This is a genomic window from Virgibacillus sp. MG-45 (assembly GCF_036409425.1).
In the GTDB taxonomy this organism is placed as follows: domain Bacteria; phylum Bacillota; class Bacilli; order Bacillales; family Amphibacillaceae; genus LDC-1.
Genome location: NZ_JAXOFU010000002.1, coordinates 42,479 through 69,008, shown reverse-complemented (window position 1 = coordinate 69,008; position 26,530 = coordinate 42,479). Strand labels below are relative to the sequence as shown.

The 26,530-nt window shown below is 35.4% G+C and carries 28 protein-coding genes and 2 riboswitches; of the genes, 15 read left to right on the top strand and 13 right to left on the bottom strand.

Features of this window, described 5'->3' with window-relative positions; genetic code table 11:
* Nucleotides 1-67: 67 nt before the first annotated feature.
* From SPK86_RS02525 to SPK86_RS02515, 3 genes are all read left to right on the top strand, one after another.
* Nucleotides 68-283, top strand: a complete 216-nt coding sequence (locus tag SPK86_RS02525; protein WP_284140477.1) for a YqgQ family protein — start codon at nucleotides 68-70, stop codon at nucleotides 281-283.
* Nucleotides 280-1,245, top strand: a complete 966-nt coding sequence (locus SPK86_RS02520) for an ROK family glucokinase (RefSeq protein ID WP_284140401.1) — start codon at nucleotides 280-282, stop codon at nucleotides 1,243-1,245. Before SPK86_RS02525 ends, SPK86_RS02520 begins: the two co-directional genes overlap by 4 nt.
* Nucleotides 1,246-1,402: 157 nt before the next feature.
* Nucleotides 1,403-3,292 carry an LTA synthase family protein gene (locus tag SPK86_RS02515; protein ID WP_284140400.1) on the top strand — a complete coding sequence of 630 codons (1,890 nt, stop codon included), beginning with the start codon at nucleotides 1,403-1,405 and terminating at the stop codon, nucleotides 3,290-3,292.
* Between the two features lie 169 nt (nucleotides 3,293-3,461).
* Here SPK86_RS02515 and SPK86_RS02510 read toward each other — a convergent pair whose 3' ends face one another.
* Entirely contained in the window at nucleotides 3,462-3,641 is a 180-nt protein-coding gene (locus SPK86_RS02510) for a DUF2759 family protein (RefSeq protein WP_284140399.1), read from the bottom strand.
* Nucleotides 3,642-3,803: 162 nt separating this feature from the next.
* Here SPK86_RS02510 and SPK86_RS02505 point away from each other — a divergent pair, with 162 nt between their 5' ends.
* A complete protein-coding gene (locus SPK86_RS02505) occupies nucleotides 3,804-4,430 on the top strand; it encodes an MBL fold metallo-hydrolase (protein ID WP_284140398.1) in 627 nt (208 codons plus the stop codon).
* A 308-nt stretch (nucleotides 4,431-4,738) separates the two neighbouring features.
* Here the strand turns inward: SPK86_RS02505 and SPK86_RS02500 are convergent, their stop codons facing one another.
* From SPK86_RS02500 to comGA, 9 genes are all read right to left on the bottom strand, one after another.
* Entirely contained in the window at nucleotides 4,739-4,981 is a 243-nt protein-coding gene (locus SPK86_RS02500) for a DUF2626 domain-containing protein (RefSeq protein WP_284140397.1), read from the bottom strand.
* A 72-nt stretch (nucleotides 4,982-5,053) separates the two neighbouring features.
* The gene (locus tag SPK86_RS02495; RefSeq protein WP_284140396.1) at nucleotides 5,054-5,749 is read right to left on the bottom strand and encodes a helix-turn-helix transcriptional regulator; all 696 of its coding nucleotides are present in this window, start codon (nucleotides 5,747-5,749) and stop codon (nucleotides 5,054-5,056) included.
* Between the two features lie 119 nt (nucleotides 5,750-5,868).
* Nucleotides 5,869-6,243 carry a competence type IV pilus minor pilin ComGG gene (gene comGG, locus SPK86_RS02490; RefSeq protein ID WP_284140395.1) on the bottom strand — a complete coding sequence of 125 codons (375 nt, stop codon included), beginning with the start codon at nucleotides 6,241-6,243 and terminating at the stop codon, nucleotides 5,869-5,871.
* Complete coding sequence (locus tag SPK86_RS02485; RefSeq protein WP_284140394.1) at nucleotides 6,215-6,664, bottom strand: ComGF family competence protein; 450 nt, start codon at nucleotides 6,662-6,664, stop codon at nucleotides 6,215-6,217. The genes comGG and SPK86_RS02485 overlap by 29 nt, the downstream gene beginning before the upstream one ends.
* Entirely contained in the window at nucleotides 6,618-6,956 is a 339-nt protein-coding gene (locus SPK86_RS02480) for a hypothetical protein (RefSeq protein WP_330948604.1), read from the bottom strand. The genes SPK86_RS02485 and SPK86_RS02480 overlap by 47 nt, the downstream gene beginning before the upstream one ends.
* Nucleotides 6,940-7,392, bottom strand: a complete 453-nt coding sequence (comGD, locus tag SPK86_RS02475; protein ID WP_330948603.1) for a competence type IV pilus minor pilin ComGD — start codon at nucleotides 7,390-7,392, stop codon at nucleotides 6,940-6,942. Before comGD ends, SPK86_RS02480 begins: the two co-directional genes overlap by 17 nt.
* On the bottom strand, nucleotides 7,364-7,666 hold the full coding sequence (gene comGC / locus SPK86_RS02470; protein WP_443089748.1) for a competence type IV pilus major pilin ComGC: 303 nt from the start codon (nucleotides 7,664-7,666) through the stop codon (nucleotides 7,364-7,366). The genes comGD and comGC overlap by 29 nt, the downstream gene beginning before the upstream one ends.
* A 14-nt stretch (nucleotides 7,667-7,680) precedes the next feature.
* On the bottom strand, nucleotides 7,681-8,727 hold the full coding sequence (locus tag SPK86_RS02465) for a type II secretion system F family protein (protein ID WP_330948602.1): 1,047 nt from the start codon (nucleotides 8,725-8,727) through the stop codon (nucleotides 7,681-7,683).
* The gene (comGA, locus tag SPK86_RS02460; RefSeq protein ID WP_284140391.1) at nucleotides 8,699-9,700 is read right to left on the bottom strand and encodes a competence type IV pilus ATPase ComGA; all 1,002 of its coding nucleotides are present in this window, start codon (nucleotides 9,698-9,700) and stop codon (nucleotides 8,699-8,701) included. Before comGA ends, SPK86_RS02465 begins: the two co-directional genes overlap by 29 nt.
* Nucleotides 9,701-9,806: 106 nt before the next feature.
* Between comGA and SPK86_RS02455 the strand changes: the two genes are divergently transcribed.
* Both SPK86_RS02455 and SPK86_RS02450 read left to right on the top strand, forming a co-directional pair.
* Entirely contained in the window at nucleotides 9,807-10,310 is a 504-nt protein-coding gene (locus tag SPK86_RS02455) for a shikimate kinase (RefSeq protein WP_284140390.1), read from the top strand.
* On the top strand, nucleotides 10,310-10,537 hold the full coding sequence (locus SPK86_RS02450; protein WP_330948601.1) for a YqzE family protein: 228 nt from the start codon (nucleotides 10,310-10,312) through the stop codon (nucleotides 10,535-10,537). The genes SPK86_RS02455 and SPK86_RS02450 overlap by 1 nt, the downstream gene beginning before the upstream one ends.
* A 5-nt stretch (nucleotides 10,538-10,542) precedes the next feature.
* Here the strand turns inward: SPK86_RS02450 and SPK86_RS02445 are convergent, their stop codons facing one another.
* Entirely contained in the window at nucleotides 10,543-11,349 is an 807-nt protein-coding gene (locus tag SPK86_RS02445; RefSeq protein ID WP_284140388.1) for a YqhG family protein, read from the bottom strand.
* Nucleotides 11,336-12,991, bottom strand: a complete 1,656-nt coding sequence (locus SPK86_RS02440; protein WP_284140387.1) for a DEAD/DEAH box helicase — start codon at nucleotides 12,989-12,991, stop codon at nucleotides 11,336-11,338. The genes SPK86_RS02445 and SPK86_RS02440 overlap by 14 nt, the downstream gene beginning before the upstream one ends.
* A 154-nt stretch (nucleotides 12,992-13,145) precedes the next feature.
* Nucleotides 13,146-13,257, top strand: a riboswitch (glycine riboswitch).
* 3 nt (nucleotides 13,258-13,260) lie between these two features.
* Nucleotides 13,261-13,348, top strand: a riboswitch (glycine riboswitch).
* A gap of 113 nt (nucleotides 13,349-13,461) precedes the next feature.
* Here SPK86_RS02440 and gcvT point away from each other — a divergent pair.
* The 3 genes from gcvT to gcvPB are packed head-to-tail and all read left to right on the top strand — an operon-like array spanning nucleotide 13,462 to nucleotide 17,392.
* Entirely contained in the window at nucleotides 13,462-14,574 is a 1,113-nt protein-coding gene (gcvT, locus tag SPK86_RS02435) for a glycine cleavage system aminomethyltransferase GcvT (RefSeq protein ID WP_284140386.1), read from the top strand.
* A gap of 15 nt (nucleotides 14,575-14,589) precedes the next feature.
* Nucleotides 14,590-15,942 (top strand): aminomethyl-transferring glycine dehydrogenase subunit GcvPA, encoded by a 1,353-nt coding sequence (gene gcvPA / locus SPK86_RS02430; RefSeq protein WP_284140385.1) that lies wholly within the window; start codon nucleotides 14,590-14,592, stop codon nucleotides 15,940-15,942.
* Nucleotides 15,935-17,392: an aminomethyl-transferring glycine dehydrogenase subunit GcvPB gene (gcvPB, locus tag SPK86_RS02425; protein WP_284140384.1), complete on the top strand. Its 1,458-nt coding sequence runs from the start codon at nucleotides 15,935-15,937 to the stop codon at nucleotides 17,390-17,392. Before gcvPA ends, gcvPB begins: the two co-directional genes overlap by 8 nt.
* 115 nt (nucleotides 17,393-17,507) lie before the next feature.
* Here gcvPB and SPK86_RS02420 read toward each other — a convergent pair whose 3' ends face one another.
* Complete coding sequence (locus tag SPK86_RS02420; protein ID WP_284140383.1) at nucleotides 17,508-17,873, bottom strand: rhodanese-like domain-containing protein; 366 nt, start codon at nucleotides 17,871-17,873, stop codon at nucleotides 17,508-17,510.
* Between the two features lie 391 nt (nucleotides 17,874-18,264).
* On the opposite strand from SPK86_RS02420, the gene SPK86_RS02415 reads away from it, so the two are divergent.
* The 6 genes from SPK86_RS02415 to mntR all read left to right on the top strand — a co-directional run bounded on the left by SPK86_RS02415 (nucleotide 18,265) and on the right by mntR (nucleotide 26,493).
* Nucleotides 18,265-20,820, top strand: coding sequence for a vitamin B12-dependent ribonucleotide reductase (locus SPK86_RS02415; RefSeq protein WP_284140382.1), 2,556 nt, complete (start codon nucleotides 18,265-18,267; stop codon nucleotides 20,818-20,820).
* A 422-nt stretch (nucleotides 20,821-21,242) separates the two neighbouring features.
* A complete protein-coding gene (locus tag SPK86_RS02410) occupies nucleotides 21,243-21,914 on the top strand; it encodes a response regulator transcription factor (protein ID WP_284140381.1) in 672 nt (223 codons plus the stop codon).
* Nucleotides 21,915-22,155: 241 nt separating this feature from the next.
* On the top strand, nucleotides 22,156-22,917 hold the full coding sequence (locus SPK86_RS02405) for a sensor histidine kinase (RefSeq protein ID WP_284140380.1): 762 nt from the start codon (nucleotides 22,156-22,158) through the stop codon (nucleotides 22,915-22,917).
* A 128-nt stretch (nucleotides 22,918-23,045) separates the two neighbouring features.
* Nucleotides 23,046-23,813 (top strand): ABC transporter ATP-binding protein, encoded by a 768-nt coding sequence (locus tag SPK86_RS02400; RefSeq protein ID WP_284140379.1) that lies wholly within the window; start codon nucleotides 23,046-23,048, stop codon nucleotides 23,811-23,813.
* Complete coding sequence (locus SPK86_RS02395; RefSeq protein WP_330948600.1) at nucleotides 23,806-25,782, top strand: ABC transporter permease; 1,977 nt, start codon at nucleotides 23,806-23,808, stop codon at nucleotides 25,780-25,782. The genes SPK86_RS02400 and SPK86_RS02395 overlap by 8 nt, the downstream gene beginning before the upstream one ends.
* A 285-nt stretch (nucleotides 25,783-26,067) precedes the next feature.
* Entirely contained in the window at nucleotides 26,068-26,493 is a 426-nt protein-coding gene (gene mntR, locus SPK86_RS02390; protein WP_284140377.1) for a transcriptional regulator MntR, read from the top strand.
* The last annotated feature ends 37 nt before the right edge of the window (nucleotides 26,494-26,530 follow it).

The following is a 26,530-nucleotide window of genomic DNA, read 5'->3' as shown; positions in this document are numbered from 1 at the left end:
TCCTTTCTTATAGAAATTCCCTTCCTGTTCTCTATTTGGTATAATCAAAATTGGTGAGGTAGTTATGATACAAACAGTATTCGATGTACAACAAGTGTTAAAACGATTTGGTATATTTATTTATGTCGGTGATCGACTGGCAGATATTGAACTAATGGAATTAGAGTTATATGAGCTTTTTAAATCAGGATTTATTTCTTCGGTTGAATACCAGCAATGTACGCTTGTTTTAAAAAAAGAAGCAAGACAAATACAAGGTGAAAAGCGGGGAAGAACGTTATGAAGCAAATAACAGTAGGAATAGATATAGGTGGCACTTCTGTAAAAATAGGTTTTATTAACGAGACAGGAGAAATTCTACATAAATGGCAAATAGCTACGAATAAAGCCAACGGTGGAAAGTTTATCGTTGATGAAATATGGAGCTCTATTCAAGCGAAATTATCAGAGAAAAAGTGGGCAATGGTTGAAATACGTGGTATTGGTGTGGGAGCCCCAGGGTTTATTGATGCCAAAACAGGAATGGTGTATGAGGCGGTCAATATTGGTTGGAAAAACTTTGACCTTGGTGATCAACTAAAAAAGCAATCCCAATTACCTGTATATGTTGAAAATGACGCTAATATTGCTGTGTTAGGGGAGAATTGGGTTGGAGCAGGGAAGCATGCGAATAACCTGATCGCCATCACATTAGGAACAGGTGTTGGTGGAGGAATTATTGCGGAGGGAAAGATTCTTTCGGGAGAAAATGGTACAGCTGGTGAAATAGGGCATATCACCATTGATCCAGAAGGAAGCCCATGTAATTGTGGTAGGAAGGGCTGTTTAGAAACAATTGCTTCTGCAACTGGTATTGTACGTCAGGCAATAGAAGTTGCTGAAAATCAACCATCTGGAAAACTCGCAGCAATTTTACAAGGTAAAGGTTATATTAGTACAAAAGATGTGTTTGCCTGTGCAGCTGAAGGAGATAAAGAAAGCCAGGTAATCATTCAACATATAACTGATGCAATAGGTTTTGCAATTGCTAATCTAGCCATCCTCCTGAACCCTTCTAAAGTTTTAATTGGTGGAGGAGTATCTCAAGCAGGAGACACGTTATTAACATACATAAATGAAGCGTTCCAAAAATATGCTTTACCTAGAGTATTCGATGTTTGTGAGTTAGCGCTTGCCCAGCTTGGAAATGATGCAGGTATTATTGGAGCTGCTTATCTTGTTCATCAGCAGCAACTAACTAATTAAAAATCTTTCAAAATTATTTGAAACTTTTTCCATCATTGAAACGTCATATAGTATAGATAAAGGCGGGCGTTTCGTTCGTTGCCGTAACGGGTAAAGAAGTGACAGCATATAATTAGAGAGCATTACGATAGATGCTTAAGATACAGGAGGAACTTATATGCAGGGGAAAAGAATTCAACTACCACTATACATTATTGCTACTTTATTATTTGGTTTGAAAACGTATATTGTATATCGCTTTTTGTTTAGTATTGAATTAGATAATGTAATGCAGGAGATCATCTTATTTCTAAACCCTTTTATTTCGGCATTCATCATATTTGCATTGAGTGTTTGGTTTAAGAGGAAAGAAAGTCAAATGAAATACTTAAGGTATACAGCATTGCTTGGCACAATCATTATTTTTGTAAATCTTGTATTTTATCGGTCTTTTACAGATTTTATCACGGTTCCTCAACTGTTCCAAGGAAGTAATGCAGCTGATTTAGGAAAAAGTATTTGGACTTTAATCAAGTTCTATGATGTCTTTTTACTTACAGATGTTGCATTTGTCTGGTACTTCAGTAAAAAGCATCCCGATAGATTTGCAGTCCAATACCCAAGAAGTGGAAAGGTTTTTGCATTAGCAATGTCGCTCGTACTTCTTGCAGGTAACTTCTTCTTAGCAGAAATGGAACGTCCTCAATTATTTACTAGAGCATTTGACAGGGAATACTTAGTGAAAAATATTGGTTTATTTAATTATCATGTTTACGATATCATTGTGCATTCCAAAGTAAAGACACAACGTGTTTTTGCTGATGGAAATGAATTACCAGAAATAACGGATTACGTAGAAAAAAATGTAAAAAGTTCAGAGAAGTCTTCACTTCACGGTGTTGCTGAAGGCAAAAATGTTATTTTTATTTGGGCAGAATCATTACAAAGTTTTGTTGTTAATAATAAAGTAAATGGGGAGGAAATAACTCCATTTTTAAATAAACTTACACAGGATGAGGATACCTATTATTTTGAAAATTTTTATCATCAAACAGAGCAAGGAAAAACATCAGACTCAGAGTTTTTAGTTGCAAACTCACTGTACCCATTATCTAGAGGAGCTGTATTTTTTACACATGGTCAAAATGAATATCATGCGTTACCTGAACTAATGAAACAAAAAGGGTATAACTCAGCTGTATTTCATGCAAATAATCGCAGCTTTTGGAATCGCGATCAAATGTATGAAAGTTTAGGATATGATGAATTTTTTGATTATGAGTCATATGATGTTACTGATAGTAATTCAGTTGGATGGGGCTTAAAGGATAAGGATTTCTTTGACCAGTCTATCAAGTATTTACAATCACTAGAGCAGCCGTTCTATTCAAAATTCATTACCTTAACAAATCATTTTCCATTTGAATTAGATGAAGAAGATAAGTCAATTGCAGCATATGATTCGAATTCAAATACATTGAACAATTATTTTCCTACGGTAAGATATTTAGATGAATCGATCGAGCAATTTTTTCAACAGTTAAAGCAAGCAGGACTATATGACAATTCAATAATCGTTATTATGGGTGATCATTACGGAATTAGTGCGAGTCATAACCATGCCATGCGACAATATCTAGAAAAAGACGAAATCACACCATTTGATCATGTTCAATTACAACGTGTACCATTCTTTATCCATATACCTAATCATGGAAAAGGGAAGGTCATGTCTGAAGTAGCTGGTCAAATTGATGTTAAGCCTACGTTACTAAATATGTTGGGAATCAAAACTGAAAATGATATTTATTTCGGAAATGATGTATTTCAAAAAAATCGTAAAGGATATATCGCTTTACGTAATGGTGACTTTATTAGTGATGATTATATTTTTACATCAGGAAATTGTTATGATAGAAAAACAGGTGAGTTACTTGAAAAAGACGAGGAAAAAAGTAATCCCACAGCTTCACAATGTGAACCGATAGGAGAAAAAGTGGATAAAGAGCTGGAGTACTCAGATAAAATTATTTATGGTGATCTATTCCGCTTTATGGAATTTAAGTAGAGCTAACCGAAATAGAGAAGTATTTAAAAAAGCTGTAAAAGCAGCTTTTTTCTTTTGTTTTTAGAGGGAGTTAGGTAATATGGAGTAAATTATAAATCCCCGCTTCCGACAAAACTTTTATCACCAGGAAGCGGGGATTTAGGATATTCATATTACTAATGACACATTGTTACAGTGAATTTTTCAAAATATCGATAATTGTAGCGATCGAGAAAAATCCAAAGGTTACAGCAGAAAGCACTGAAAATGTTAGGGCGAAAAAGTTTTTAAATTTGATTTGACGAAAGATAGAAATAACAGATAATAGTGCAACAATTAATAAGATAGAAGCTAATACAAGATGCTGCATAATATAGAATCCTCCTTACGTTTTCATCGTGCATATGTTTGATAAAGGTAATACACTTATATTATTATGTATTTACATACTATAGATTATTTTATATGATTCCCATACTTTTGTCGAGAATAATCATTGAATTTAGTGATAATTGTTTTAGGAGTGATTTATATGGAAATTATAACACTACAGTTAGGTCCATTAGGCACCAATTGTTATCTTATTGTGAAAGGTGCTGAAGCATTAATTATTGACCCAGGTGGAAACGCAGATGAAGTGATTACACGATTGCAAAACTTGAACGCTTCTCCAAAAGCTATTTTATTAACTCACGCTCACTTTGATCATATTGGTGCTGTTGAAGTACTTCGAAATCATTTTCATATCGATGTGTATTTACATCGAAACGAAAATGATTGGCTTCAAGACCCAAATTTAAATCGTTCTACATTTTTTATTGGTGAGGAAATATCTGCTCGTGAGCCGGATAAATTATTAGAACCAGGAAAAATGGAAATTGGAAAATTTCGCTTTGAAGTGGCTGAAACTCCAGGACATTCACCAGGTAGTGTGAGCTTTATTTTTAAGGAGTTAGCATTTGTTATAAGCGGAGATGTACTATTTCAACATAGTATTGGTCGAACGGACTTACCAGGTGGGGACTTTCAGCAGCTTGAAGCAAGCATAAGAAACATATTATATTCTTTACCAGATCATTTTCAAGTTTTCGCAGGACATGGTCTGATGACAACAATTGGCGAAGAGAAGAAAAATAACCCATTCGTTCCATTTAAATAAGAAACCCCCTTCTTGTAAAAGAAGGGGGTTTCTAGGGGGGATGTGCTCTGCTCTTTTGTTGGTTAGGGATAAAAAGTTAAAGCTATAATAATAACAATAAAGGTAAATAGACACTGTGTCAATAGAATTAATTTAAAAAATCTCGATTTGTTCATCGTCTCATGAAATATTTCCAAAAGATAAAATCCTGCACTTTGGAATGCAGGATTTAAAGAAAAAATATTAAGATTGCAGGCTAAACTTCATATTGAATTATAGCCATCATTCGATAAAAAGAAAAAGCAAATTATCGAAAATGGAATGTTATCTTAGTGCCCAAACCCTGGGATCAAGATAAATTCAGAATACCAAGTAAATCCAATCATAAACAATGTACAATAAGCCCCGAACAAATACATATACATCCGTTCAGATAATTTTAAATAACTTACTGCAAGGAAAAAGGCTGTTTGAACAAGAAATAGTAAAGCGACTTCAGTCATATCACCAACATAGAACATGACAGTAAATATTCCTGTCCAAAAGCCTAGCACGCGAAACATACGATCCATGCCATCCCCCTCCTTCTCGGTAACATTCATAGTCATTATAAACGAGTATTTCCATAATGTAAATGAATCATTCTAAATTACTGAAAATTTTGCGACATAGGTGCAATTTTCACAGCCCTGTAAAATATTTTCAGTTTCAACTAATTCAATACCCGAAAATAATGATTCGAACATCCCTTGAATAAACTCATTATGCATTTTACAAACCATTGATTGGTTTTTCAATGCTACTTCCTTGAATGGGCAATTGTTGACATGGAATGTTATCGTATTTTTGTTAGGGAAGTAGGTGAAGTCAGGGTAGAGACCAAGCATCGTTCCTGCATCCTCAAGAATTTGTAGCTTTTGTTCTACTGTTAAGTCTGTCGTTGTTGGTGTTTGGTAGCGCTCCATGATTTTGGCACCATATTTTCTACCAGTATCATATAAAGCTTTTCTTCCGATATCTCCTAGTTCAGCAAATGTTTCTAACGAGATAGCGGAAAGCATCTTGTAATCACGATGTGGGAAATTTAGTTCAACCACTTCGTTTGATAGACGATATAATCTACTTGGTCTCCCGCCTTTTCCAGTCTTTTGAGAATAAGAAACAAGCAAATTAATATCTTCTAGCTTAGATAAATGTAATCTTGATACATTAGCGTGAATACCAAATTCTTCTGCTATTTCATTTACTGTTACTTCTTTGCGCTTTTTAATGACATATTGATAAATATTAAATCGTGTTGGATCACTTAATACATTTGTTACTTTTAATGTACGTTCCATTTCAATCCACCTCACTACGTTTATTACTTTCATTATAGTAGAAAAATAGCCAAAAAAGGCGTTTTCAAAGTGATTGTTAAGAATTGTACACAACTCGTGAAAATAATCACAATAGAGGATTAACGCTTATTTTTTTTAATTCGTTTCGTAATAAAATAGTGTGTGTTTTTATTTGTATTAATTTTGATTGTCAAATTAAATTGGTTAAGCTCAACCAGTTCATAATCAATATGAACATCACCATGTGGAAAGGAATAAAAAACTTTCCCATTGTCCTTTTCAGAAGAGGCGGCATCTACTTTGAACTTTTCCTGACCCATTTGCATTAAAGTTTCAATTTTAATTTGTTCGATGAGGCGATGAGAAATGAAGAGTTCATTGCGATAAATAGAAACACTAGTCATTAAGACAAGAAATGATATTGCTAGAATAGCCATCGTATACGGGAGAAAAAAACCATAGGAATTATTCATCAAATATAAAGATTTTCTCATAATGGCCTCCATCGATGGTATCGATCGTTATTTTAAAACTATTTTGAAGTGAAGTAAATAACACTTCTTGTATATCTCTTAAATAAACCTCATGACCTAATCCATTTACTCTTCGTCTTATTAGTTGGTTATATTGTTCGATTGTTGCAAGATCACCATTGTGCAATGTTAGCTCTAACGTATTGTTATTGATGTTAATAGCTGATGCAAACTTTATATCCTCTCTAATATAATGGAAAAATTGAGAGACAGATAGTAGGTCATAATTATCTTTATAATGGAAGGTTTGAATAATATATATAATGAGAGGGGCGGATATGAAAAAGATCCCAAGTGATAACAGAAGTGAAGGGAAGGTAAATCCGTGACTATCTTTACGGATACCCATATAAACAAATGCTTTCTTTATTAAATTTGGCATTCTTCCAATGCGCACATCCTTTCAATAAATCATTCTTCATCATAAACGAAAATTGAACACTTTTCCCATACAGTATCAAAGAATAGTTTTGTGGTAATGTATTATTTGGCTTGACCAAAAGTAATTGTAATTCATCATGCAATCTTGAACTAATTAGTATTCGGTCATTATGATTCACACGTTCCATACGGATTTGTGTATGAATAGGGATAAAGATTGTTGTTAAGATGATTATAATGCTAAAAGCAACAAGTGATTCCATTAAGAAAAATCCTTTATTGTTTTTCCACATAGCCTCTTCCTTTCCCAAGAGGAAATATAACTTTATAATTATTTTTATCCGTGTGAATGACAATCGTTCCCGGAGCCCCAATTGTACCGTTCTTCTTAAAATAGATGGTTCTATTCTGACCATTAAGCTTCCAGCCAGATGGATAGGATCTCGTTTCTACACGTTGTTCTATACTATTAATGACAGTGTACTGATCTTTTTGAAATACTAGCTTTGATTTCTGAGAAGCCCCACCAACAGCGATGTTTTGAATTAGAAGAATATCAGAGTTCATTACATGAAAAAAATGTTTTTCGTGTTGAGACTTATAAATTGATAAGGCGATAGGGGTAGTAATCGTAAGGGTTAAGCTGACTATTGCTAACAGAATAAGGAGTTCTATCAGTGTAAATCCGCTTATATTTCTGTTATGGGGTTGAAACTTTCCCGTTTTCATAAATAATACCTTCTCCGTTCGGACATTGTTTTTGTTCTGGAGTAATATAGCCTGCTACTACCAGCGTATCTAAGTCATTGGGGATACTTCCTTTATCTAGTTGATAAGCATCAACCTGTGCTTGCACGACAGAAACAAGTGCTTTACAGCCTTTTTTATAAACTTGATCACTTTTCCCACTAAGATTTGGAATAATTAATATCATTAATACTGAAATAATCATTAAAACAATCAGCATTTCGATTAATGTAAATCCACGATTATTACGAAACATAATTTTGACTCCTTTTATAGAGATTGTATTAATTCAAACATCGGCCACATTAAGGTCACATAAATGAAAATGATAAAAGCTCCAATTACAATGAAGAAAATGGGATGGATCATGGAAATGAGCTTCATCATTTGATGATGAAATCTTTCAATCAGAAGGTCTGCGTAAACAGTTAGATCCTTTTCTAACGTGATTACATCACTATTCTTCTGAAAGATAGCTGCAAATTGAGGTTGAAGCAAGGAAAGTTCAGTAATCATGCTAGATATGTGTACGCCTTGAAGTAGGCCACTATTAATAACAGTACAATAATGAGCTAGAACCGGATGCTTCGTTTGCTTAGATAAAATAGAAAGAACTTCTTTCATGGATATTCCGGTTTTTAATAGAGTACTAAGATGGGTGGCAAACAAAAAGGAATGATACATCGAAATCAATTTTCGATAAATTGGTATAGAGCGGTAGATGGCAACGAGGGTTTCGATAGAAATTTTTTTATTAAATCGTTGAAATAGGAAGGCTGTGAAAAGAGTAAGTAGAAGAAGAGTAAAAAATAGCTGAATAAATAGATCAATCATGATAATAGAAAAGTTTACTGACGTAGAAGCGGTGGAACCATTTTGAAATAAATCGCTAAATGTCGGAAGCACAATTTGTTTGATAACGATTAGTAAGCCAGTAAATAATAGAAATAAAAGGAGAGGGTAACGAGAAACGTGGTATAGTTTTTGCGTGTATTGTAACCGTTTTTCATAAAGCTGAAGTCCTTTTTTAATACTACTTGTTAGTTCGCCAGATTTATTAGCAAAAAATAAATAAGAAGTGATGGAAGGATGAAAGCCTGCCTTATCAAAAGCTTTGTCAACGGTTTCACCAGATTTTAAAGCTTTCATCATGATGGATGCGGCTTGATTTAAGTTTTTGTCCCACATCATGGTTTCTAAGGCAGAAATGAATGGATATCCATTCGCTAATGCTCTGGAAAGTACGCGAAGAAATCGCAGGTGGTGCTCACTTTTAAATGATTGCTTTTTATAAAAGCGTTTGATCAATATAGCCATATGCGAATGCCTTCTTTCGTAAATGATGGAATGACTGTATACGTTGTATGCCGGTTCCTTTTTTTTCTTTTATTGATTGATCAAGTGCGTGTCCATCCAAAAATTCCATAATAGCTGCCCTCCTTTTTTTACCTGTATTTAGTGTAATAGGGAGTAGCTGTAAAGAAGCAACTCCGATTAAAGATTGTTGTAAATCAATTTGTTTTATTCCCATGTCTAATAACCGGTGGATTGTACCAACAGTATCCTTAGCATGTAACGTACTGAGAACCAAATGTCCTGTTAATGAAGCATTAAAGGCGAATTTTGCTGTAAATGCATCTCTTATTTCTCCGATCATTATGATATCAGGGTCGTGCCTTAATGCAGCTTTTAATCCGGTTTGATACGTAATTCCCGCTTTTTCATTAATTTGAACTTGAAAGATATTATCGAGTTTTTTTTCGATAGGATCCTCTAAAGTAATGGTTTGGCATGTGCGTTCCTCCATAATACTTTGTAGCAAGGCATAGAGTGTTGTTGTTTTTCCAGATCCTGTTGGTCCTGTTAACAAAATGATGCCAGCAGGCTTGTCCATCCATGCCTTTAATTTATTTACCTGATTTGGAAAAAGAAATAGTTTATCTAATGGAAGTGCTTTTTCTTGCGGAAGGATACGAATAGCTAAACTTTCTTTGTGACCAAGCGGTAGGGTGGAAATACGCAATGCGTAGGATTTCTTGCTAAAATAAAATGAGATTGCTCCATTTTGTGGTTTTCTCGTTTCCCCAATATCAATTCCTGAGGTAAACTTAAAATAAGTGAGGATTGCATCATATTGTGAAGCTGTAATTTGTCGATGCAAAATTCTTTTACCGTGGACTCGAAAAAAAATGTTTGTTTCCTTGAGGAAAGGATAGAAGTGAATATCAGAAGCTCCAGTGGAAAAAGCAGATGAGAGAAGCTTTTCGGCGAGTACTCTTGCGGAGTTCAATAAAAAGTACACCTCCTTATAATATTTTTGAGGTATAGGTACATTTCGACACTTTTAATTAAAATCCTTCTTTTTTTGAAAAAATTATGAAAGGGAGCTGAAGTAATTGGATCGAATATATTTAATCGGGTTTATGGGAAGCGGAAAAACAACAATCGGAAAGCTATTTAGTAACGAAATGTTGCTCAGCTCGATAGATCTTGATCAATATATTGAAAAAGAGAGCGGTAAGAAGATTAAGGATATTTTTCAATGCGAAGGGGAGGAGGCTTTTCGAGAATTAGAGACAATAGCATTAAAAGAACGGGATGAGCAAGTGATTATTACTGGAGGAGGAATTGTCGAACGCTCAATTAATATAGCTTTCATGAAGCAAAATGGATGCATTGTTTATTTACACACATCCTTTGCTGAAATAACAAAACGGCTAAATAACGATACGTTACGCCCATTATGGGATATAAATGTTGATCAACGAAGACAATTATATGACAAGAGAATCCCTTTATATAAGAGCTGTGCCGATGTAATTATTGATACAGACGGAAAGTCAGAATTAGCAATTGTGTCCGAAATAAAAAAAGCATTGGAGTATAATGAGATTCCATAATGCTTATGCTAGTAATTAAAAAGGAGGCAACAATGTCTGGCGATGAATATGTGAAATATTTGGCAGGCCAATTTATAGCTTATCTTGAATCTACACCTGAAGAAAGAAAGCAGCAACGAGTGCAACAGAAAAACGAGAAAAAGAAAGGACTATCTAATCGATGGTTTGGTTTGCTGCCATTTCTTATTCAGCTAACATTCAAGAAAAGAAAGAAAACCAATAGCTAATCTCTTTAACCGCTATTGGTTTTCTGTTGCAGTTGCTGTTTCTTAATATAGATTAAACCTCCATTAATTACTTCGATTCTAACTTTTGGAGTGAACCGTTTACGAATTTCTTCTTCTTCTTGCTTCATTTGATTAGATTCTTCCTCTGGTTTGTCCGTGTAAAAGTGCTTAAGCATTTGCAATTCATCATCGAGTGCTTGATGAGAAGCGTTGGCCCATTCTTGTTCTTGATTTTCAATGTATTGCTTTAGTACGGATTCAATACGGAGATAGCCGCTTTTAAGACGAATTAATGGAGCAATCGTATAGCAAAAGTTCGATATGCTTGACTGGAAGGATAATGGTTCTAATTGCTTCATAAATTCCGTCAGCATGCTACCATTCACTAAATTCAACCCAATTGAAAACAATTCATCTCTTTTTTGCTTTCCAATATAGCTAACTTTAATATTCGTTACAAGCCAAGGATGTAGCTCAGTGTTTTGTCGCGTTTTAATGCGTTGAAAGAGCATCGTATATTTCTCTGTTGTTTTTAAATACCGTATAATTTGCTGTAGACGTGGACTACCAAAATGAATCCACTCGCCTTTTTCTTCGCGTTTTTCCGGATTTGTAATCAACGTAAGCTCCATCGGTTTACCTTTTTGTCCTGTACTCTTTACGTAATGCCAGTAAAAAGGACGGTTCATTAATGCTTTATCTAGTTCTTCGGTTAATTGGACAGTTAGGACACCACCCTCATTGTGTATAACTGGACATTGATGAGCTGTAAAGAATGAATGTAAAAACAAATGGAGGTTAGCTATTGCCATAATGCTGCTCCTTCTCTTTTTGATTTGCTAGCTGTGTTTGCTCAATAATTGACGATAGATTATCAAGCTTGATTTTTGCCTCTCCAGCGGATGTAGATTCGGTAAAGATGGATTTCACTTCTTGTTCAAAATCATCGATTTGTAATTCTGCTAAAATGGCATCAAGATGACCTATCACATTTTCGAACAAATGAATCTTTTCATAAAGCAGTTTCATAATATGTTCTTCAATCGTTCCTTCAATTGCAAAATTATAAATGTGTACATCATTTTCTTGTCCGTAGCGATGAATTCTACCAATACGTTGTTCGAGCCGCATTGGATTCCATGGTAAATCATAATTGATCATATAGTTACAAAATTGCAAGTTAATCCCTTCTCCACCTGCCTCAGTTGCAATTAACACTTGCGCATGATCCTTAAATAATTGCCGCATCCAGTCTTTTTTTCCACGTTTAAAACCACCGCGAAATGGTACAGATGAAATGCCGTGTTGTTGTAAATACCATTGTAGATAAAGCTGTGTTCCGCGATACTCGGTGAAAATAATTACTTTCTTATCTCCAATTTGTTGTAAGAGCTCCACTGTTTTCTGTGCCTTTGCATGGTGTGGAAGTGCCCCGATAATTTCCATGACACTACTCAAATTCGCACCATTATTCATCATTTTCTGTAAGGATAAAGCACAGGCTTCTCGTGACGAACAAAGCTCCCGAAGTAATGTCAATTTTGAAAACGTAGCATTGGAAGGAAACATGCTGTCAATTTCGTTATATGCATCTATTTCTTCCTGACTGAATTTAATCCAAATTGTCTCTATATTCCTTTTCGTATTGTTTAAGCTCGTATTTTGTCGCGTGTTTCGAACCATTACTTTCTGGATCAATTGCTTTAAAAATGCATCTTGATTTAATTTTTTTCGATCCTTTCCAAATTGTTCGATAAAGGAGGCGTGATTTCCTAAATGACCAGGCTTTAATATCGATACGAGATTGAATATTTCAAGTAAATTATTTTGGACTGGCGTAGCAGTTAATAATAGACAATATTTCTTTTTTAACGAACGGACAAATGCATAATTTTTAGTAGTATGGTTTTTAAGCTTATGTGCTTCATCGATAAGAACAAAATCATAATCTATGTCTAATATCGCTTCTCTGTGAGGTGAGCGTTTTGCTGTATCTAGGGAAGAAATCATAATATCATGTTGTTCCCAGGCGTAATTTTTTCGATGGGCTACAACAGGAATGTAAAATTTTTCATGCAATTCTTGCACCCATTGATTGACAAGCGAGGCCGGAACCAAAAGAAGTATTTTTTTAGCTAATCCTCGAATCATGTATTCTTTTAAAATTAATCCAGCTTCAATTGTTTTTCCTAAGCCAACCTCGTCTGCTAAAATAGCCCGACCGTTCATTTCTTCAATTGCTTGTGTTGCACTTTCGATTTGGTGGGGAAGAAAATCCACATGGGGCAAATATTTCAATGATAGGAGCCCATCAAAATTATTACTCATTGTTGTTGCTTCTGCTTCATAAGCCATGGAAAAAAGCTCCCATTTTGATAGCTTATTTCCAGAATTTATATGGCCTTCTAATTGGTCGATAAATGTTGAATCACATTGAATTAATACGTTGCTCATATATAGATGACCTTCCTTTGCTTCAGCAAGTTGTAGATTGAAAAAGAAGTGCGAAAAATAGTTTATATTATGCTATAATGAAGCTGTTACAAAACAGATATTTCGCACGTTGGTACATAGTATAACCAAAGAAGGATAATTTCATAAAATGCGAATGAACACAAGGGGAGAGCTTACAAGAAAAGTTATTCATACAGCTTTTCAAGGTAACGCCGAAGGAGCAAGCGAATTGCGAATCTCTCAGGCAAAAGAACTCTTGTAGGACGCAACTCTGGAGAGAGCCTATTAGTTAGGCCACCTACGAAGCAAGCATTTTCTGTTATTGAAAATGTGCAACTTTCTGGTGGAAGGACAGAGATTTCGGTACGTTACGTGTGAAATCTCTGTTTTTTTATGGTGAAATGTTAAAAAAGTCTGAAAAACAAGCAACGGTTTTCCAGACAATAAGATGTACAAAGGAGTGGATGGATGTGAGTGAGCTAAGACGCACCCCGATTTTTTCTGAGTATGAAAAACTTGGGGCGAAGACAATCGACTTTGGAGGGTGGGACCTCCCAGTTCAGTACAAAGGGATTAAGCTGGAACATGAGACTACAAGAGAAAGAGCAGGCTTATTTGATGTTTCGCACATGGGAGAAATTCTTGTAACAGGATCAAAAAGTCTTGATTTTCTTCAAAAGGTAATGACGAATGATGTATCAAAGCTAACTCCGCTAAAAGCGCAGTATACATTTATGTGCTATGAAGATGGTGGGACTGTCGATGATCTACTAATTTATATGCTAGAAGAGGATACGTATTTACTAGTTGTTAATGCAGCGAATACCGAAAAAGATTTTGAATGGCTCCAGCAACATAATTCATATGTTAAGGAAGAATTAAAAATTGAAAATGTCTCTGATGATTATGTACAACTAGCGATTCAAGGTCCAAAAGCAGAAGAGATATTACAAACGATAACAAAAACGGATTTATCACAAATTAAATTCTTTCGCTTTCAACAAGATGTCAAATTCTCTTCTATTGATGCTGGGGTTCTTGTTTCAAGAACGGGTTATACAGGCGAGGATGGCTTTGAACTGTATGTTGATCAAGAGGAAGGTCGAAAGCTTTGGAACCTTGTACTTGAGGCAGGAAAAGATAAAGGATTAGAACCTGTTGGTCTAGGTGCAAGGGATACGCTTCGCTTTGAAGCAAACCTTCCACTTTATGGACAAGAATTATCCCAATCTATCACCCCTATTGAAGTGGGCTTTACGTTTGCAGTTAAAGTAAATAAAGAACAAGATTTTATTGGTAAGCGGGTTTTAAAGGAGCAAGTAGAGAATGGAACAACGAGAAAGCTCGTAGGGATTGAAATGATAGATAAGGGGATACCACGTACAGGCTATGAAGTATTTGTTCAAGAAGAACAGATTGGCTTTGTTACATCAGGCACACAGGCCCCAACTTTAAATAAAAATATTGGTTTGGCATTAATTCAGACTGAGCATGCGAAAGTTGGAACAGAGCTGATGATTCAAGTTCGCAAGCGAAAACTAAAGGCTGTTGTTATTGAAACGCCGTTCCTTAAACGAAAATAAAGGGGGAAAATGAAAATGGAATTTCGCTATTTACCAATGACAGATACAGATAAACAAGAAATGCTAGATTTCATAGGTGTTGATTCTACAGAGGAATTGTTCTCTGATATTCCAGCAACCATTCGATTAAACAAAGAGCTGGACTTAAAACCGCCAGCAAATGAAGCGCAGCTAAAACAAGAATTGACGGAACTTGCCAATAAGAATGCACATGTAAAAAAATATCCATCTTTTCTAGGTGCAGGAGTATATGATCATTTTATCCCTTCTGTTGTTGATCATGTAATATCACGATCAGAGTTTTATACAGCATATACACCATACCAACCAGAAATTTCTCAAGGTGAATTACAGGCGATTTTCGAATTTCAGACAATGATCTCTGAACTGACGGCTTTACCAATTGCGAACTCATCCATGTACGATGGAGGAACTGCATTAGCAGAAGCAGTTACTTTAAGTGCGGGAGTGACAAGAAAAAAGAAAATTCTTGTTTCAAAAACTGTGCATCCTGAATCAAGAGAGGTCATTGCAACGTATGCGAAAGGCCAGCATTTAGAAATCGAAGAAATTGACGATAAAGATGGAATGATTGATCTAGATCAACTTAGTGAAAAGCTGGATGATAGCATTGCAAGTGTTGTCGTACAATATCCGAACTTCTTTGGACAAATAGAACCACTTGATCAAATTAAAGAGCAAATTTCAGCGCATAAAAAAACAATGATGATTGTTTCAAGTAACCCACTGGCGTTAGGCTACTTAACTCCACCAGGTGAATTTGGTGCCGATATTGTTGTAGGGGATACGCAGGTTTTTGGAATTCCAGCTCAATTTGGCGGTCCGCACTGTGGTTATTTTGCAACTACCGAAAAGCTTATGCGAAAAGTTCCTGGGCGGTTAGTAGGACAAACAACAGATGAAGATGGAAAAAGAGGGTTTGTATTAACGCTGCAAGCACGTGAACAACATATTCGAAGAGATAAGGCTACCTCAAACATATGCTCGAATCAAGCGTTAAATGCGCTCGCAAGCTCTGTTGCAATGAGCTCAATTGGAAAACAAGGAATCCGTGAAATGGCGATGCTTAATATGAAAAAAGCACGCTATGCTAAGAAGCAATTCGAAGCTATCGGAGTGGCTGTGTTAAATGCGGGGACATTTTTCAATGAAATTGTAGTAAAGCTTCCTATACCGGTGAAAGTGGTTAATGAAAAACTATTTCAAAAAGGAATCATAGGTGGCTATGATTTATCTAAGGTCTATTCAGACAAAGAAGGGCAAATGCTATTAGCAGTTACAGAACTACGTACCAAAGAAGAGATAGATACACTTGTTACAGAAATGGGGGCGATTATCAATGGTTAATCAAGATTTTCCTTTAATTTTTGAACGTAGTAAAGTAGGTAGAACAAGCTATAGTCTCCCAGCTCTTGATGTGCCAGATATGGATTTAGAGACCGAAGTAGAGGCTAAATTCATTCGAAAAGAATTGGCAGCGTTACCGGAAGTAAGTGAGTTAGAAATAATGCGACATTACACAGGTTTATCAAATCGAAATTTTGGAGTAGACTCTGGATTTTACCCTTTAGGCTCTTGTACGATGAAATATAATCCAAAGATAAACGAAGATGTAGCACGTCTCGAGGGATTTAGTCAGCTCCATCCTTATCAAGATACACGCCATATTCAAGGTGCGCTTGAAATGATGTATGATTTGCAGTCTGCATTAAAGGAAATTACAGGGATGCATGAAATATCATTACAGCCAGCAGCTGGAGCACATGGTGAATGGACAGGACTTATGATGATCAGAGCCTTTCATGAGGCGAATGGAGATTATCAGCGCACAAAAGTAATTGTTCCAGATTCTGCACATGGAACAAATCCAGCCTCCGCTACGGTTGCAGGATTTGAATCGGTAACCGTGAAATCAAATGAGCAAGGACTCGTTGATTTAGAAGACTTAAAGCGTGTGGTTGGCGATGACACAGCAGCTTTAATGTTAACAAATCCAAATACGCTTGGATTGTTTGAAACAGATATAATGGAAATTAAACAAATCGTACATGATGCTGGTGGCAGACTTTATTATGATGGAGCAAATTTAAATGCCATTATGGGCTACACGAGACCTGGAGATATGGGCTTTGATGTTGTTCATTTAAACCTTCATAAAACATTTACGGGTCCACATGGTGGAGGCGGACCAGGTTCTGGCCCTGTTGGTGTATCCAAAGAACTAGAACCATATTTACCAAAGCCAGTGCTTGTAAAAAAAGATGATCAATATGAATTTGACTATCATCGCCCACAGTCAATTGGTCGAGTAAAGCCATATTACGGCAACTTTGGAATTTATCTACGTGCTTATACGTACATTCGGACGATGGGAGCAGAAGGACTTAAAAAGGTAAGTGAATACGCAGTACTTAATGCGAATTACATGATGCGTAAGCTTGAAAAGGAATATGTGCTTCCTTATCCGCAGCATTGTAAGCATGAATTTGTTCTCTCTGGAAAAAAACAAAAGAAACTTGGGGTACGAACACTTGATATTGGAAAAAGATTATTGGATCATGGCTATCATCCGCCAACAGTCTATTTTCCATTAAATGTAGAAGAAGCATTAATGATTGAACCTACTGAGACAGAAGCAAAGGAAACACTGGACGGATTTATTGATGCGATGCTTTCCATAGCGGTCGAAGCGAAGGAGAACCCAGAAGTTGTTCAGGAAGCACCACATACAACTGTTGTAAAGCGAATGGATGAAACTACAGCAGCAAGAAAGCCAATCCTTCGCTACACAAAATAACAGCTTTCATAGTAATTAAAAAGCATGAGGAAGTAAGAATTTCTACTTCCTCATGCTTTTTTTATAAAAAGGTCTATCCCATTAACACGTTAAGGCTAAATGTAGCATCTTGAATTTATTTAATTTTACCTGTCCATTTTTTAAATCCGCCTTTTAATTGGTTAACATCTTCATAGCCTTTTTTATGGAGTAGCTGTGCAGCTCTTGCTGAACGAGAACCACTTTGGCAATACAAGTATACCGGTTTATCCTTTCTCAATTCAATTAAGCGTTGTTTTAATTGTGTGAGCGGAATATTTCTTGCTCCAAGGATGTGACCACGTTCAAATTCTTGTGGCTCACGAACATCGATTAATTGCGCCTTCCGATAGCCTTCTCGGAATTGTTCTTCTGTTAATGTTTTTAAATAGGTTCGTTGTCTAAAATATCGAAATATCCCGATAGCGAACAACAGAACGAGTGTAATGATTAAAAATTCCATCGTTTTTCCCCCGTCTTTCACAAATGTCATTATCTATTATATGTTGTTCTAATCTTTTTTTCAAAGTATTTTCCGTTTGAGTCAATTAATAAAAGCCATAAGAACCAATATTGTCGATCTTTGTCAAAAAAAGTAATGATATGCAACATAGAAAATCGTTTAGTTTTAGGAAAAAATACGTAATTATCTTTTAAAATCTTTAAAATGCGCTTAAATTTATTTGATTTCATTATTGACAAACGTATAATAATTTGCTTCAGGTACAATATATAGTATTTTTCTATTATAATTCCTACTATATATTGTTTTTATATCCTTTGGTGTGGTATTGTATTAATGACTATAAAAATAACTATAAAACTTATAACATACTTTGTAAAGGAGCGATAAAATGTCGACAATTGCTGAAATTAAAAAAGAGGTAAATGTAGCGAATTTGAATCGCGATATTGAGCTATTTCCACAAGTATTTCCAATTACGAAGGAAATGAAATTATCGCATAAAGGAGTTTCGCGCCTAGTAATGCTTGATCGCTATGCATTTAAAGACACGGAGAAAAAGACATTGAAAGTCGGCGATTTTGTCGTTTTAACGGTCAAGCCTGATCCGAATTTCCCAGCACGTGGGCTTGGTTTTATCAATTCCATCGATTGGGATAAAAAAGAAGCCCTTATAGAAGTGATGGCTGATTATTTAACAGTCTTGGAAGGAGAAGAGGCGGAGACAGGTATTGTTAAACGTGATTTAGATGTAATTGACAAACCGTTAGAAATTTTTTATGAGCAAATCGCAAAACGTAATGCATCTGGGCTTTCTAGTGTGGAGCAATCGGCGGAAGAAAAAAAGAAATGGTTTGACAAATTTAATAATGAGCTATCAAGCCTGAATTTTATACCCGCTGGCCGCGTGCTATATGGAGCTGGAGCAGATACTGAAGTTACATACTTTAACTGTTATGTGATGCCATACATTAAAGATTCACGCGAAGGTATTAGTGATCATCGCAAACAGGTAATGGAGATAATGAGTCGTGGTGGAGGTGTTGGAACAAATGGATCAACGCTTAGACCTAGAAATACGTTGGCAAGAGGAGTAAATGGGAAATCATCAGGTTCTGTTTCATGGTTAGATGATATTGCTAAGCTTACTCATCTCGTAGAGCAAGGTGGAAGCCGACGGGGAGCACAGATGATCATGCTTGTAGACTCACATCCAGATATTATTGAATTTATTATTTCGAAAATGCAAAACCCAAGAATTCTTCGCTACTTAATTGAAAATACGGAAGATGAGCAAATTAAACGTTTAGCGCAGGAAAAATTAAAATTCACCCCGTTAACTGAAACGGAAGTTGATTTATATCAAGGCATCATCAATTATCGATCTATTCCTGGACTTGGTGGTTTTACGCAAGCTGCGATAAGAGAAGCTGAGATAAAACTAAATACTGGTGGAACATATAGTGTTCATAATTCGGATTTCTTAACAGGGGCTAATATTTCGGTTTGCTTAACAAAAGAATTTATGGAAGCAGTAGAAAATGATACAACGTATGATTTACGTTTCCCTGATGTGGAAAATTATACTGCTGAGGAAATGAAAGCATATAATGAAAATTGGCATAATGTTGGCGATGTGCGGAAATGGGAAGAAATGGGCTATGGTGTTCGTGTATATCGTTCTATACGAGCGAAAGAATTGTGGAACTTAATTAATATTTGTGCCACATACAGTGCTGAGCCTGGTATTTTCTTTATCGATAATGCGAATGATATGACGAATGCAAAAGCATATGGACATCAGGTAGTAGCAACGAACCCTTGCGGAGAGCAGCCTCTTGCACCATATTCTGTTTGTAATCTTGCTGCAGTTAATTTAGCTGAGATGGCAAATAAAGAAACGAAAACAGTTAACTTTGATAAATTAACAGAGACAGTTACAACAGGTGTTCGAATGCAGGATAATGTCATTGATGCTACACCGTACTTCTTGGCTGAAAATAAAAAACAAGCACTTGGTGAGCGTAGAATCGGCTTAGGTGTCATGGGACTTCACGATTTACTCATATATTGTGAGACAGAATATGGCTCTGAAGAAGGAAATGCACTTATTGATAAAGTATTTGAAACAATTGCAACAACTGCATATCGTGCTTCCATTGAATTAGCAAAAGAAAAAGGAAGTTTTCCTTTTCTAGTAGGAGAAACGGATGAAGAAACAGCTTCTTTAAGACAAGCATTTATTAATACAGGCTATATGAGAAAAATGCCAGAAGAAATAAGACAGGATATTTTAAAGTATGGCATCCGTAATTCTCACTTACTTACTGTCGCTCCAACAGGAAGTACAGGTACAATGGTTGGTGTCAGTACAGGATTAGAGCCTTATTTTTCTTTTTCTTACTATCGAAGTGGCAGACTAGGTAAATTTATTGAGGTAAAAGCAGATATAGTTCAAGAATATCTAAGCCGTCATCCGGAGCAAGACCCTGAGAATCTTCCGCAATGGTTTGTAACCGCAATGGATTTATCTCCAGAAGCGCATGCAGACACGCAATGTGTGATTCAAAAGTGGGTGGATAGCTCGATTTCAAAAACAGTAAATGCACCGAAGGGTTATACAGTGGAACAGGTCGAAGAGGTCTATCGCCGCCTGTATAATGGAGGAGCTAAAGGCGGTACTGTGTATGTTGATGGAAGTAGAGATACGCAGGTATTGACACTTAAAGCAGAAGATAATACTGTTGGCGAACAAACGGAGTTATTTACAGATGAAAAGAAAAAAGTAGTGTTAATGGATACAATCCAAGAGCTAGAATATACAAATGTAACATTCGGAAACGAAGTAGGAAATACATGCCCTGTTTGCAGAAAAGGACATGTAGAGGATATTGGTGGCTGCAATACATGTACAAATTGTGGCGCACAGTTAAAATGCGGACTATAGTACCTCTTTAAGAATATGACTAAACAATAATGATCTATTATTAATCTAACAGTTGATAATAGATTAGAAAATTAAATTAAAAAATAACCTCTTTGGTTTTTTTACCTACGAGGTTATTTTTTTGTTTTTAGAAAAGAGAAAGGGAAGTGTATATTGTCTAAAAGCAAACGTTTACCACGTATAGAACAAAGAGAGGGTTTAAAAATACAATAAAGTTGGGACGATAAATTGAAGGAATTGTATAATAATATTGCCTATTTGAATTAATTATTGGTAAGAAATTTGGACATTTAATAGAATGAATGTGAAATTGATTGTAAAATAAATTAAAGTGCGAAAATAGAAGTGGTTTTATATTTTCGAGAACAAAAGCAATTTTTAAGAGAGATTTATATAAATTATTAATGAGTGGGGCTAAGATTATGTACAAAATATTTATTGTAGAAGATGATATGGTCATTGCAAGAACGGTAAAGAATCACCTTCAGTCGTGGGGATTTGAAGTTGAATATGTTACTGATTTTCAGAATATCATGACACATTTTGTTTCATTCGATCCGCAATTAGTTTTATTAGATATCTCCCTCCCCTTTGTAAACGGGTTTACCTTGTGTCAAGAGATTCGTAAAGTATCCATGGTACCAATTATCTTTATTTCTTCTGCTTCTGATAATATGAATATTGTTATGTCTATTAACATGGGTGGGGATGATTTTATATCCAAACCATTTGACTTAATAATACTTACTTCTAAAGTACAAGCATTGCTCCGGCGCACCTATGATTTTACCGGTCAATCCAATTTGATGGAACATCGGGGGGCAATCCTGAACACAAAGGATGCGACGCTTACCTTTAATGGTCAAAAAATCGATCTAACCAAAAACGAACATAAAATTTTACATGTCCTTCTTGAAAATAAGGGTAAGGCTGTTTTAAGGGATGTTCTAATGACACGGCTATGGGAAACTGACAGTTTTGTTGATGATAATACTCTAACAGTGAATATCAATCGTCTTCGGAAGAAATTAGAATCTATTGGGCTAAATGATTATATTAAAACAATGAAAGGGCTTGGCTATTTGGTGAACTAATATGAAAAACTACAAAGAAAATCTATTTCTATACTATTTACATGAAAATTGGAAATCGATAGTTCTTATTTGTCTTTTTGTCTTATGCTTTATCACTGTTTTTTTACTAAGCCATCAGCCTCTTGGTCCTATTCTCTACTCAATCCTTTTATGTTCATACATTGTCTGCATCTTTTTTGTTGTTGATTTTTTAAAATTTATAAAGCAATACAAAAAGATAAAAAACGCAGAAAAAACCATTATGTTAGAAATCGATCAATTACCTGTACCCAAAAATGCAATTGAACAGAAATATCAAGAACTGCTGCAAATTTTATATAAAAATAAGAACGAATTGACTGTTCAAGCTGATAATAAACAGAAAGATTTAGTTGATTATTTTACACAGTGGACCCATCAGATTAAAACACCAATTGCAGCGATGCGACTCCTTCTTCAATCAGAACAAAAGAAGCAAACGGCGGAATTAGAATTGGAATTGATTAAAATTGAACAATATGTTGAATTTGTTCTGCAATATCTTCGTTTAGAAAATATGTCAAATGATCTTGTTTTTAAGAAATATGAATTAGATGAGATCATCAAACAAGCGGTCCGAAAAAATGCGAAAATGTTTATTCGGAAAAAAATCAGCCTGAACTATTCGGATGTTAACTGTACCGTATTAACGGATGAAAAATGGCTGCTCTTTGTCATAGAGCAAATTTTATCCAATGCGTTGAAGTACACAAAAACAGGTTCCATTTCAATTTATAGAAAGAATAAGCGCCTTATTATAGAAGATACTGGCATAGGCATTCAAGCAGTAGATTTACCACGTGTGTTTGAAAAAGGTTTTACAGGGTTCAATGGCAGAGCCTTTAAACAATCTACGGGGATTGGTTTGTATCTTTGCAAACAAATATTGACCAAGCTATCCCATGACATAACCATTGAATCAGAGGTAGGAATTGGAACAAAGCTTATCATTGATCTGGAAACGAAGGAAATCGGGGTGGAATAATACTAGCACCTATTTAATCTTACAATATTGTAAGATTAAGCCCTTTTTTGTAAGTGAAAGCTATGTCTGTGTGAATGAAGCCTTGCTATACTGAACATGTAGTAAATGAAGAGACGGAGGAATTTTTCATGACATTTCTAGATGTGAAAAATCTAAAAAAGGTTTACACTACTCGGTTCGGTGGCAATCATATTCAGGCACTTGCCGATGTTAGCTTTTCAGTTGAAGAAGGGGAGTATGTTGCAATTATGGGCGAATCCGGTTCTGGAAAGACGACTTTATTAAATGTTTTAGCTGCACTTGATAAACCGACTAGCGGGGAAGTTTTACTGAATGATAAAGATATTGTATCCATTAGTGAAAAAGATATTTCTACATTTCGCCGCAAAAATCTCGGGTTTGTTTTTCAGGACTTTAACTTACTTGATACATTTTCATTGCAAGACAATATCTTCTTACCACTCGTATTATCCGGCACATCATACCGTGAAATGAGTAACCGTTTAAAGCCGCTTGCCGAAAAATTAAGGATCAACGATGTTTTAGCCAAATTCCCATATGAAGTTTCAGGTGGTCAAAAACAACGGGCAGCGGTTGCGAGAGCTCTCATTACGAATCCTAAGCTGGTTCTAGCCGATGAGCCGACCGGTGCGTTAGATTCACGTGCCGCTGATGATTTACTGCAAATTTTCTCGCAGATTAATCAAGAAGGCCAAACGGTTCTAATGGTTACCCATAGTACAAAGGCCGCCAGTCATGCGAGTCGCATTCTATTTATTAAAGATGGTGCAGTGTTCCATCAAATCTATAAAGGATCCTTATCTAATGAAGCGATGTACCAAAAAATCTCGGATACATTAAACATCATTGCAACGGGTGGTGGTAGAAATGAGTAGATTTTTCTACACTAAACTTGCCCTAACAAATATAAATAAACATCGGAAAACGTATATCCCTTATATCCTTACATGTATTAGTACTATTGCTATGTTCTACATGATGCATTTTATGTCGGGGAATCCGGGACTGAAAGGAATGTCAGGTGGGGAATCCCTGATTTCCATTTTAAATTTAGGCAACATCGTCATTGGGTTTTTTTCAGTAATTTTCTTGTTTTATACTAATAGCTTTTTAATTAAACGACGAAAAAAAGAGATTGGACTTTTTAATATTCTTGGAATGGGGAAAAAGCATATTTCCAAAATGATTGTTTGGGAATCCTTTTTCGTCGCAGTCTCCAGTCTTGTTATTGGATTAACAAGCGGTATGATAATAGGCAAGTTAATGTTTTTGTTCTTATCGAATATTTTACATTTTGATGTGCCACTTACGTATTTTGTTTCGACAAAATCAATAGGAATTACATTGATCCTTTTTCTTAGCATTTTTGTCCTTACCCTTTTAAACAATTTAAGGCATATTCATCTAGCAAAACCGATAGAATTATTACGAGGTGGCCAGGTTGGTGAAAAAGAACCCAAAACGAAATGGGTTCTTGTTATAATCGGGGTGGCAACACTCGCATCCGGATACTATATCGCACTAGTAACTGAATCTCCATTAGCTGCGCTCAATAAATTTTTCTTAGCCGTTCTACTCGTCATAATCGGCACATACGCTTTGTTTACAGCCGGCACGATTGCCTTATTGAAATTAATGCGAAAAAACAAAGGTTTTTATTATCAAACGAAACATTTTATCAGTGTATCAGGTATGATTTATCGGATGAAACAAAACGCAGTAGGTCTAGCCAACATTTGTATTCTATCCACAATGGTGTTGGTCATGCTATCAAGCACTGTATCCCTGTATATTGGAATGGAAGATGTGATAAATAATCGCTATCCGAAGGAAATTGATATCTCAGCAAATAATATTTCTGAAGAGCAGGCACAAGTAATTGAAAATATAATACATGAAGAAGCAGAAAAATATCAAATTGAAATAGTAGATCCACTTCATTATCGTTCTGCAGATTTTCCAGCAATTAGGGAAGGAAACACTTTTACAACAGATCGTACAACAATAAATTCATTAACAAATATTTCAATGCTTGAACTAATCTCGCTTGATGAGTTTAATCAGTTGGAAGAACAGTCCGCGAAACTGGAGGATAATGAAGTTTTAATTTACACGTTTAAGGGACAGCCTGTTGTAAATACAATCACAATATCAGGACAGGAGTTTCAAATTAAAAATCAGTTAAAAAAACTGTCACTCACCGGAGATAGTTCTGGCATGTTAACAGATGGATACTTTGTTGTTGTAAAAGATGAAGAAACAATTAAATCTCTATATCCTGTTGAGGAATTAGAGGAAGTAGAATGGAAGGATTTATCGTATTTTTCAGGCTTTGATGCTAAGGGAAGCACTGAAAATGAAATTGCTCTTACAAAGGCATTGTCCCAAAAGCTTAAGGATGCATCCATCGACGGTTATGCAGAGGGGCAAGAGGAATCAAGAGAATCTTTTTATTCCATATATGGGGGATTATTTTTCCTTGGCCTATTTCTTGGCGCATTATTCATCATGGCAACCGTTTTAATTATGTATTATAAACAAATATCTGAAGGCTATGATGACAAAGAACGATTTGCAATTATGCAGAAAGTAGGCTTGAGTAAAGAGGAAATTAAAAAAGCGATTAAGAGTCAAGTGCTCATTGTGTTTTTCTTACCACTTGTCGCAGCAGTTATTCACATCGCTTTCGCATTCAAAGTTATCACGAAATTATTGGCATTGCTAAACTTAACAAATGTTGGTCTATTTGTTATATGTACATTTACAACCATTTCCATCTTTGCTTTATTTTATGCTGTGGTTTACACAATAACGGCAAGAGAATATTATAAGATTGTCAGTTAAGAACATGGCCTGATTTCATGCTTATACTTGAAAGCAGGCGATTTTGTTAATATATGATTAATCTTTTTATTCGGAAATGTGCATTGCTTCGCAAAGAGTGGTTCCGTTTTGTTAAATTTATTATTAAAATGGATTCTAATATTTAACGTTTTACAGAAGAAGCGATTAAAATCGCTTCTTCTTCTTTTTGTCACTCTACTTGTTTATGGACAAGTTTTCCTGTATTCTTTAGACATAAACAATTTTGCATTAGCTAAAAAATGATGCTTAAAGTGAGGGAAATTCATGCCTACTCCAAGTATGGAAGACTATATTGAGTTAATATATAATTTAATCGAAACTAAAGGCTATGCTCGTGTTTCAGACATTGCGGAAGCATTAGAAGTACATCCTTCATCTGTAACAAAGATGGTTCAAAAGCTAGATAAGGACGCATATTTAAATTACGAGAAATACCGCGGGTTTGTATTAACGGAAAAAGGAAAAAAAATAGGCGAGCGGCTTTTGTTTCGACATGAATTACTAGAACGTTTTTTAGATATTATTGGTGTTGAACAAGAAAACATATATGGAGATGTGGAAGGAATTGAACATCATTTAAGCTGGAATTCTATTGATCGAATTGCTGATTTAGTTACATATTTTGAGCAAGATCAAAAAAGAAAAGAAGCTTTAAAACAAATTCAACAAACAGAAGAAAAAGTAGAATAAAGTATAGGCGATTGACCGTTCTAATTCCTCATTCCTT

Excerpts from the sequence above, each read along its gene's own strand:
- SPK86_RS02445 (WP_284140388.1), bottom strand. The coding sequence starts at position 11,349 with ATGGCAATAGCTAACCTCCATTTGTTTTTACATTCATTCTTTACAGCT.
- SPK86_RS02505 (WP_284140398.1), top strand. The coding sequence starts at position 3,804 with ATGGAAATTATAACACTACAGTTAGGTCCATTAGGCACCAATTGTTAT.
- gcvPB (WP_284140384.1), top strand. The coding sequence starts at position 15,935 with ATGGTTAATCAAGATTTTCCTTTAATTTTTGAACGTAGTAAAGTAGGT.
- SPK86_RS02410 (WP_284140381.1), top strand. The coding sequence starts at position 21,243 with ATGTACAAAATATTTATTGTAGAAGATGATATGGTCATTGCAAGAACG.
- SPK86_RS02450 (WP_330948601.1), top strand. The coding sequence starts at position 10,310 with ATGCTTATGCTAGTAATTAAAAAGGAGGCAACAATGTCTGGCGATGAA.
- SPK86_RS02465 (WP_330948602.1), bottom strand. The coding sequence starts at position 8,727 with ATGGCTATATTGATCAAACGCTTTTATAAAAAGCAATCATTTAAAAGT.
- SPK86_RS02400 (WP_284140379.1), top strand. The coding sequence starts at position 23,046 with ATGACATTTCTAGATGTGAAAAATCTAAAAAAGGTTTACACTACTCGG.
- SPK86_RS02405 (WP_284140380.1), top strand. The coding sequence starts at position 22,156 with ATGTTAGAAATCGATCAATTACCTGTACCCAAAAATGCAATTGAACAG.
- SPK86_RS02415 (WP_284140382.1), top strand. The coding sequence starts at position 18,265 with ATGTCGACAATTGCTGAAATTAAAAAAGAGGTAAATGTAGCGAATTTG.
- comGD (WP_330948603.1), bottom strand. The coding sequence starts at position 7,392 with ATGAAAACGGGAAAGTTTCAACCCCATAACAGAAATATAAGCGGATTT.
- SPK86_RS02420 (WP_284140383.1), bottom strand. The coding sequence starts at position 17,873 with ATGGAATTTTTAATCATTACACTCGTTCTGTTGTTCGCTATCGGGATA.
- comGG (WP_284140395.1), bottom strand. The coding sequence starts at position 6,243 with ATGAGAAAATCTTTATATTTGATGAATAATTCCTATGGTTTTTTTCTC.
- SPK86_RS02500 (WP_284140397.1), bottom strand. The coding sequence starts at position 4,981 with ATGGATCGTATGTTTCGCGTGCTAGGCTTTTGGACAGGAATATTTACT.
- SPK86_RS02395 (WP_330948600.1), top strand. The coding sequence starts at position 23,806 with ATGAGTAGATTTTTCTACACTAAACTTGCCCTAACAAATATAAATAAA.
- SPK86_RS02485 (WP_284140394.1), bottom strand. The coding sequence starts at position 6,664 with ATGCCAAATTTAATAAAGAAAGCATTTGTTTATATGGGTATCCGTAAA.
- SPK86_RS02480 (WP_330948604.1), bottom strand. The coding sequence starts at position 6,956 with ATGTGGAAAAACAATAAAGGATTTTTCTTAATGGAATCACTTGTTGCT.
- comGC (WP_443089748.1), bottom strand. The coding sequence starts at position 7,666 with ATGTTTCGTAATAATCGTGGATTTACATTAATCGAAATGCTGATTGTT.
- SPK86_RS02440 (WP_284140387.1), bottom strand. The coding sequence starts at position 12,991 with ATGAGCAACGTATTAATTCAATGTGATTCAACATTTATCGACCAATTA.
- SPK86_RS02510 (WP_284140399.1), bottom strand. The coding sequence starts at position 3,641 with ATGCAGCATCTTGTATTAGCTTCTATCTTATTAATTGTTGCACTATTA.
- SPK86_RS02515 (WP_284140400.1), top strand. The coding sequence starts at position 1,403 with ATGCAGGGGAAAAGAATTCAACTACCACTATACATTATTGCTACTTTA.
- gcvPA (WP_284140385.1), top strand. The coding sequence starts at position 14,590 with ATGGAATTTCGCTATTTACCAATGACAGATACAGATAAACAAGAAATG.
- SPK86_RS02520 (WP_284140401.1), top strand. The coding sequence starts at position 280 with ATGAAGCAAATAACAGTAGGAATAGATATAGGTGGCACTTCTGTAAAA.
- mntR (WP_284140377.1), top strand. The coding sequence starts at position 26,068 with ATGCCTACTCCAAGTATGGAAGACTATATTGAGTTAATATATAATTTA.
- SPK86_RS02495 (WP_284140396.1), bottom strand. The coding sequence starts at position 5,749 with ATGGAACGTACATTAAAAGTAACAAATGTATTAAGTGATCCAACACGA.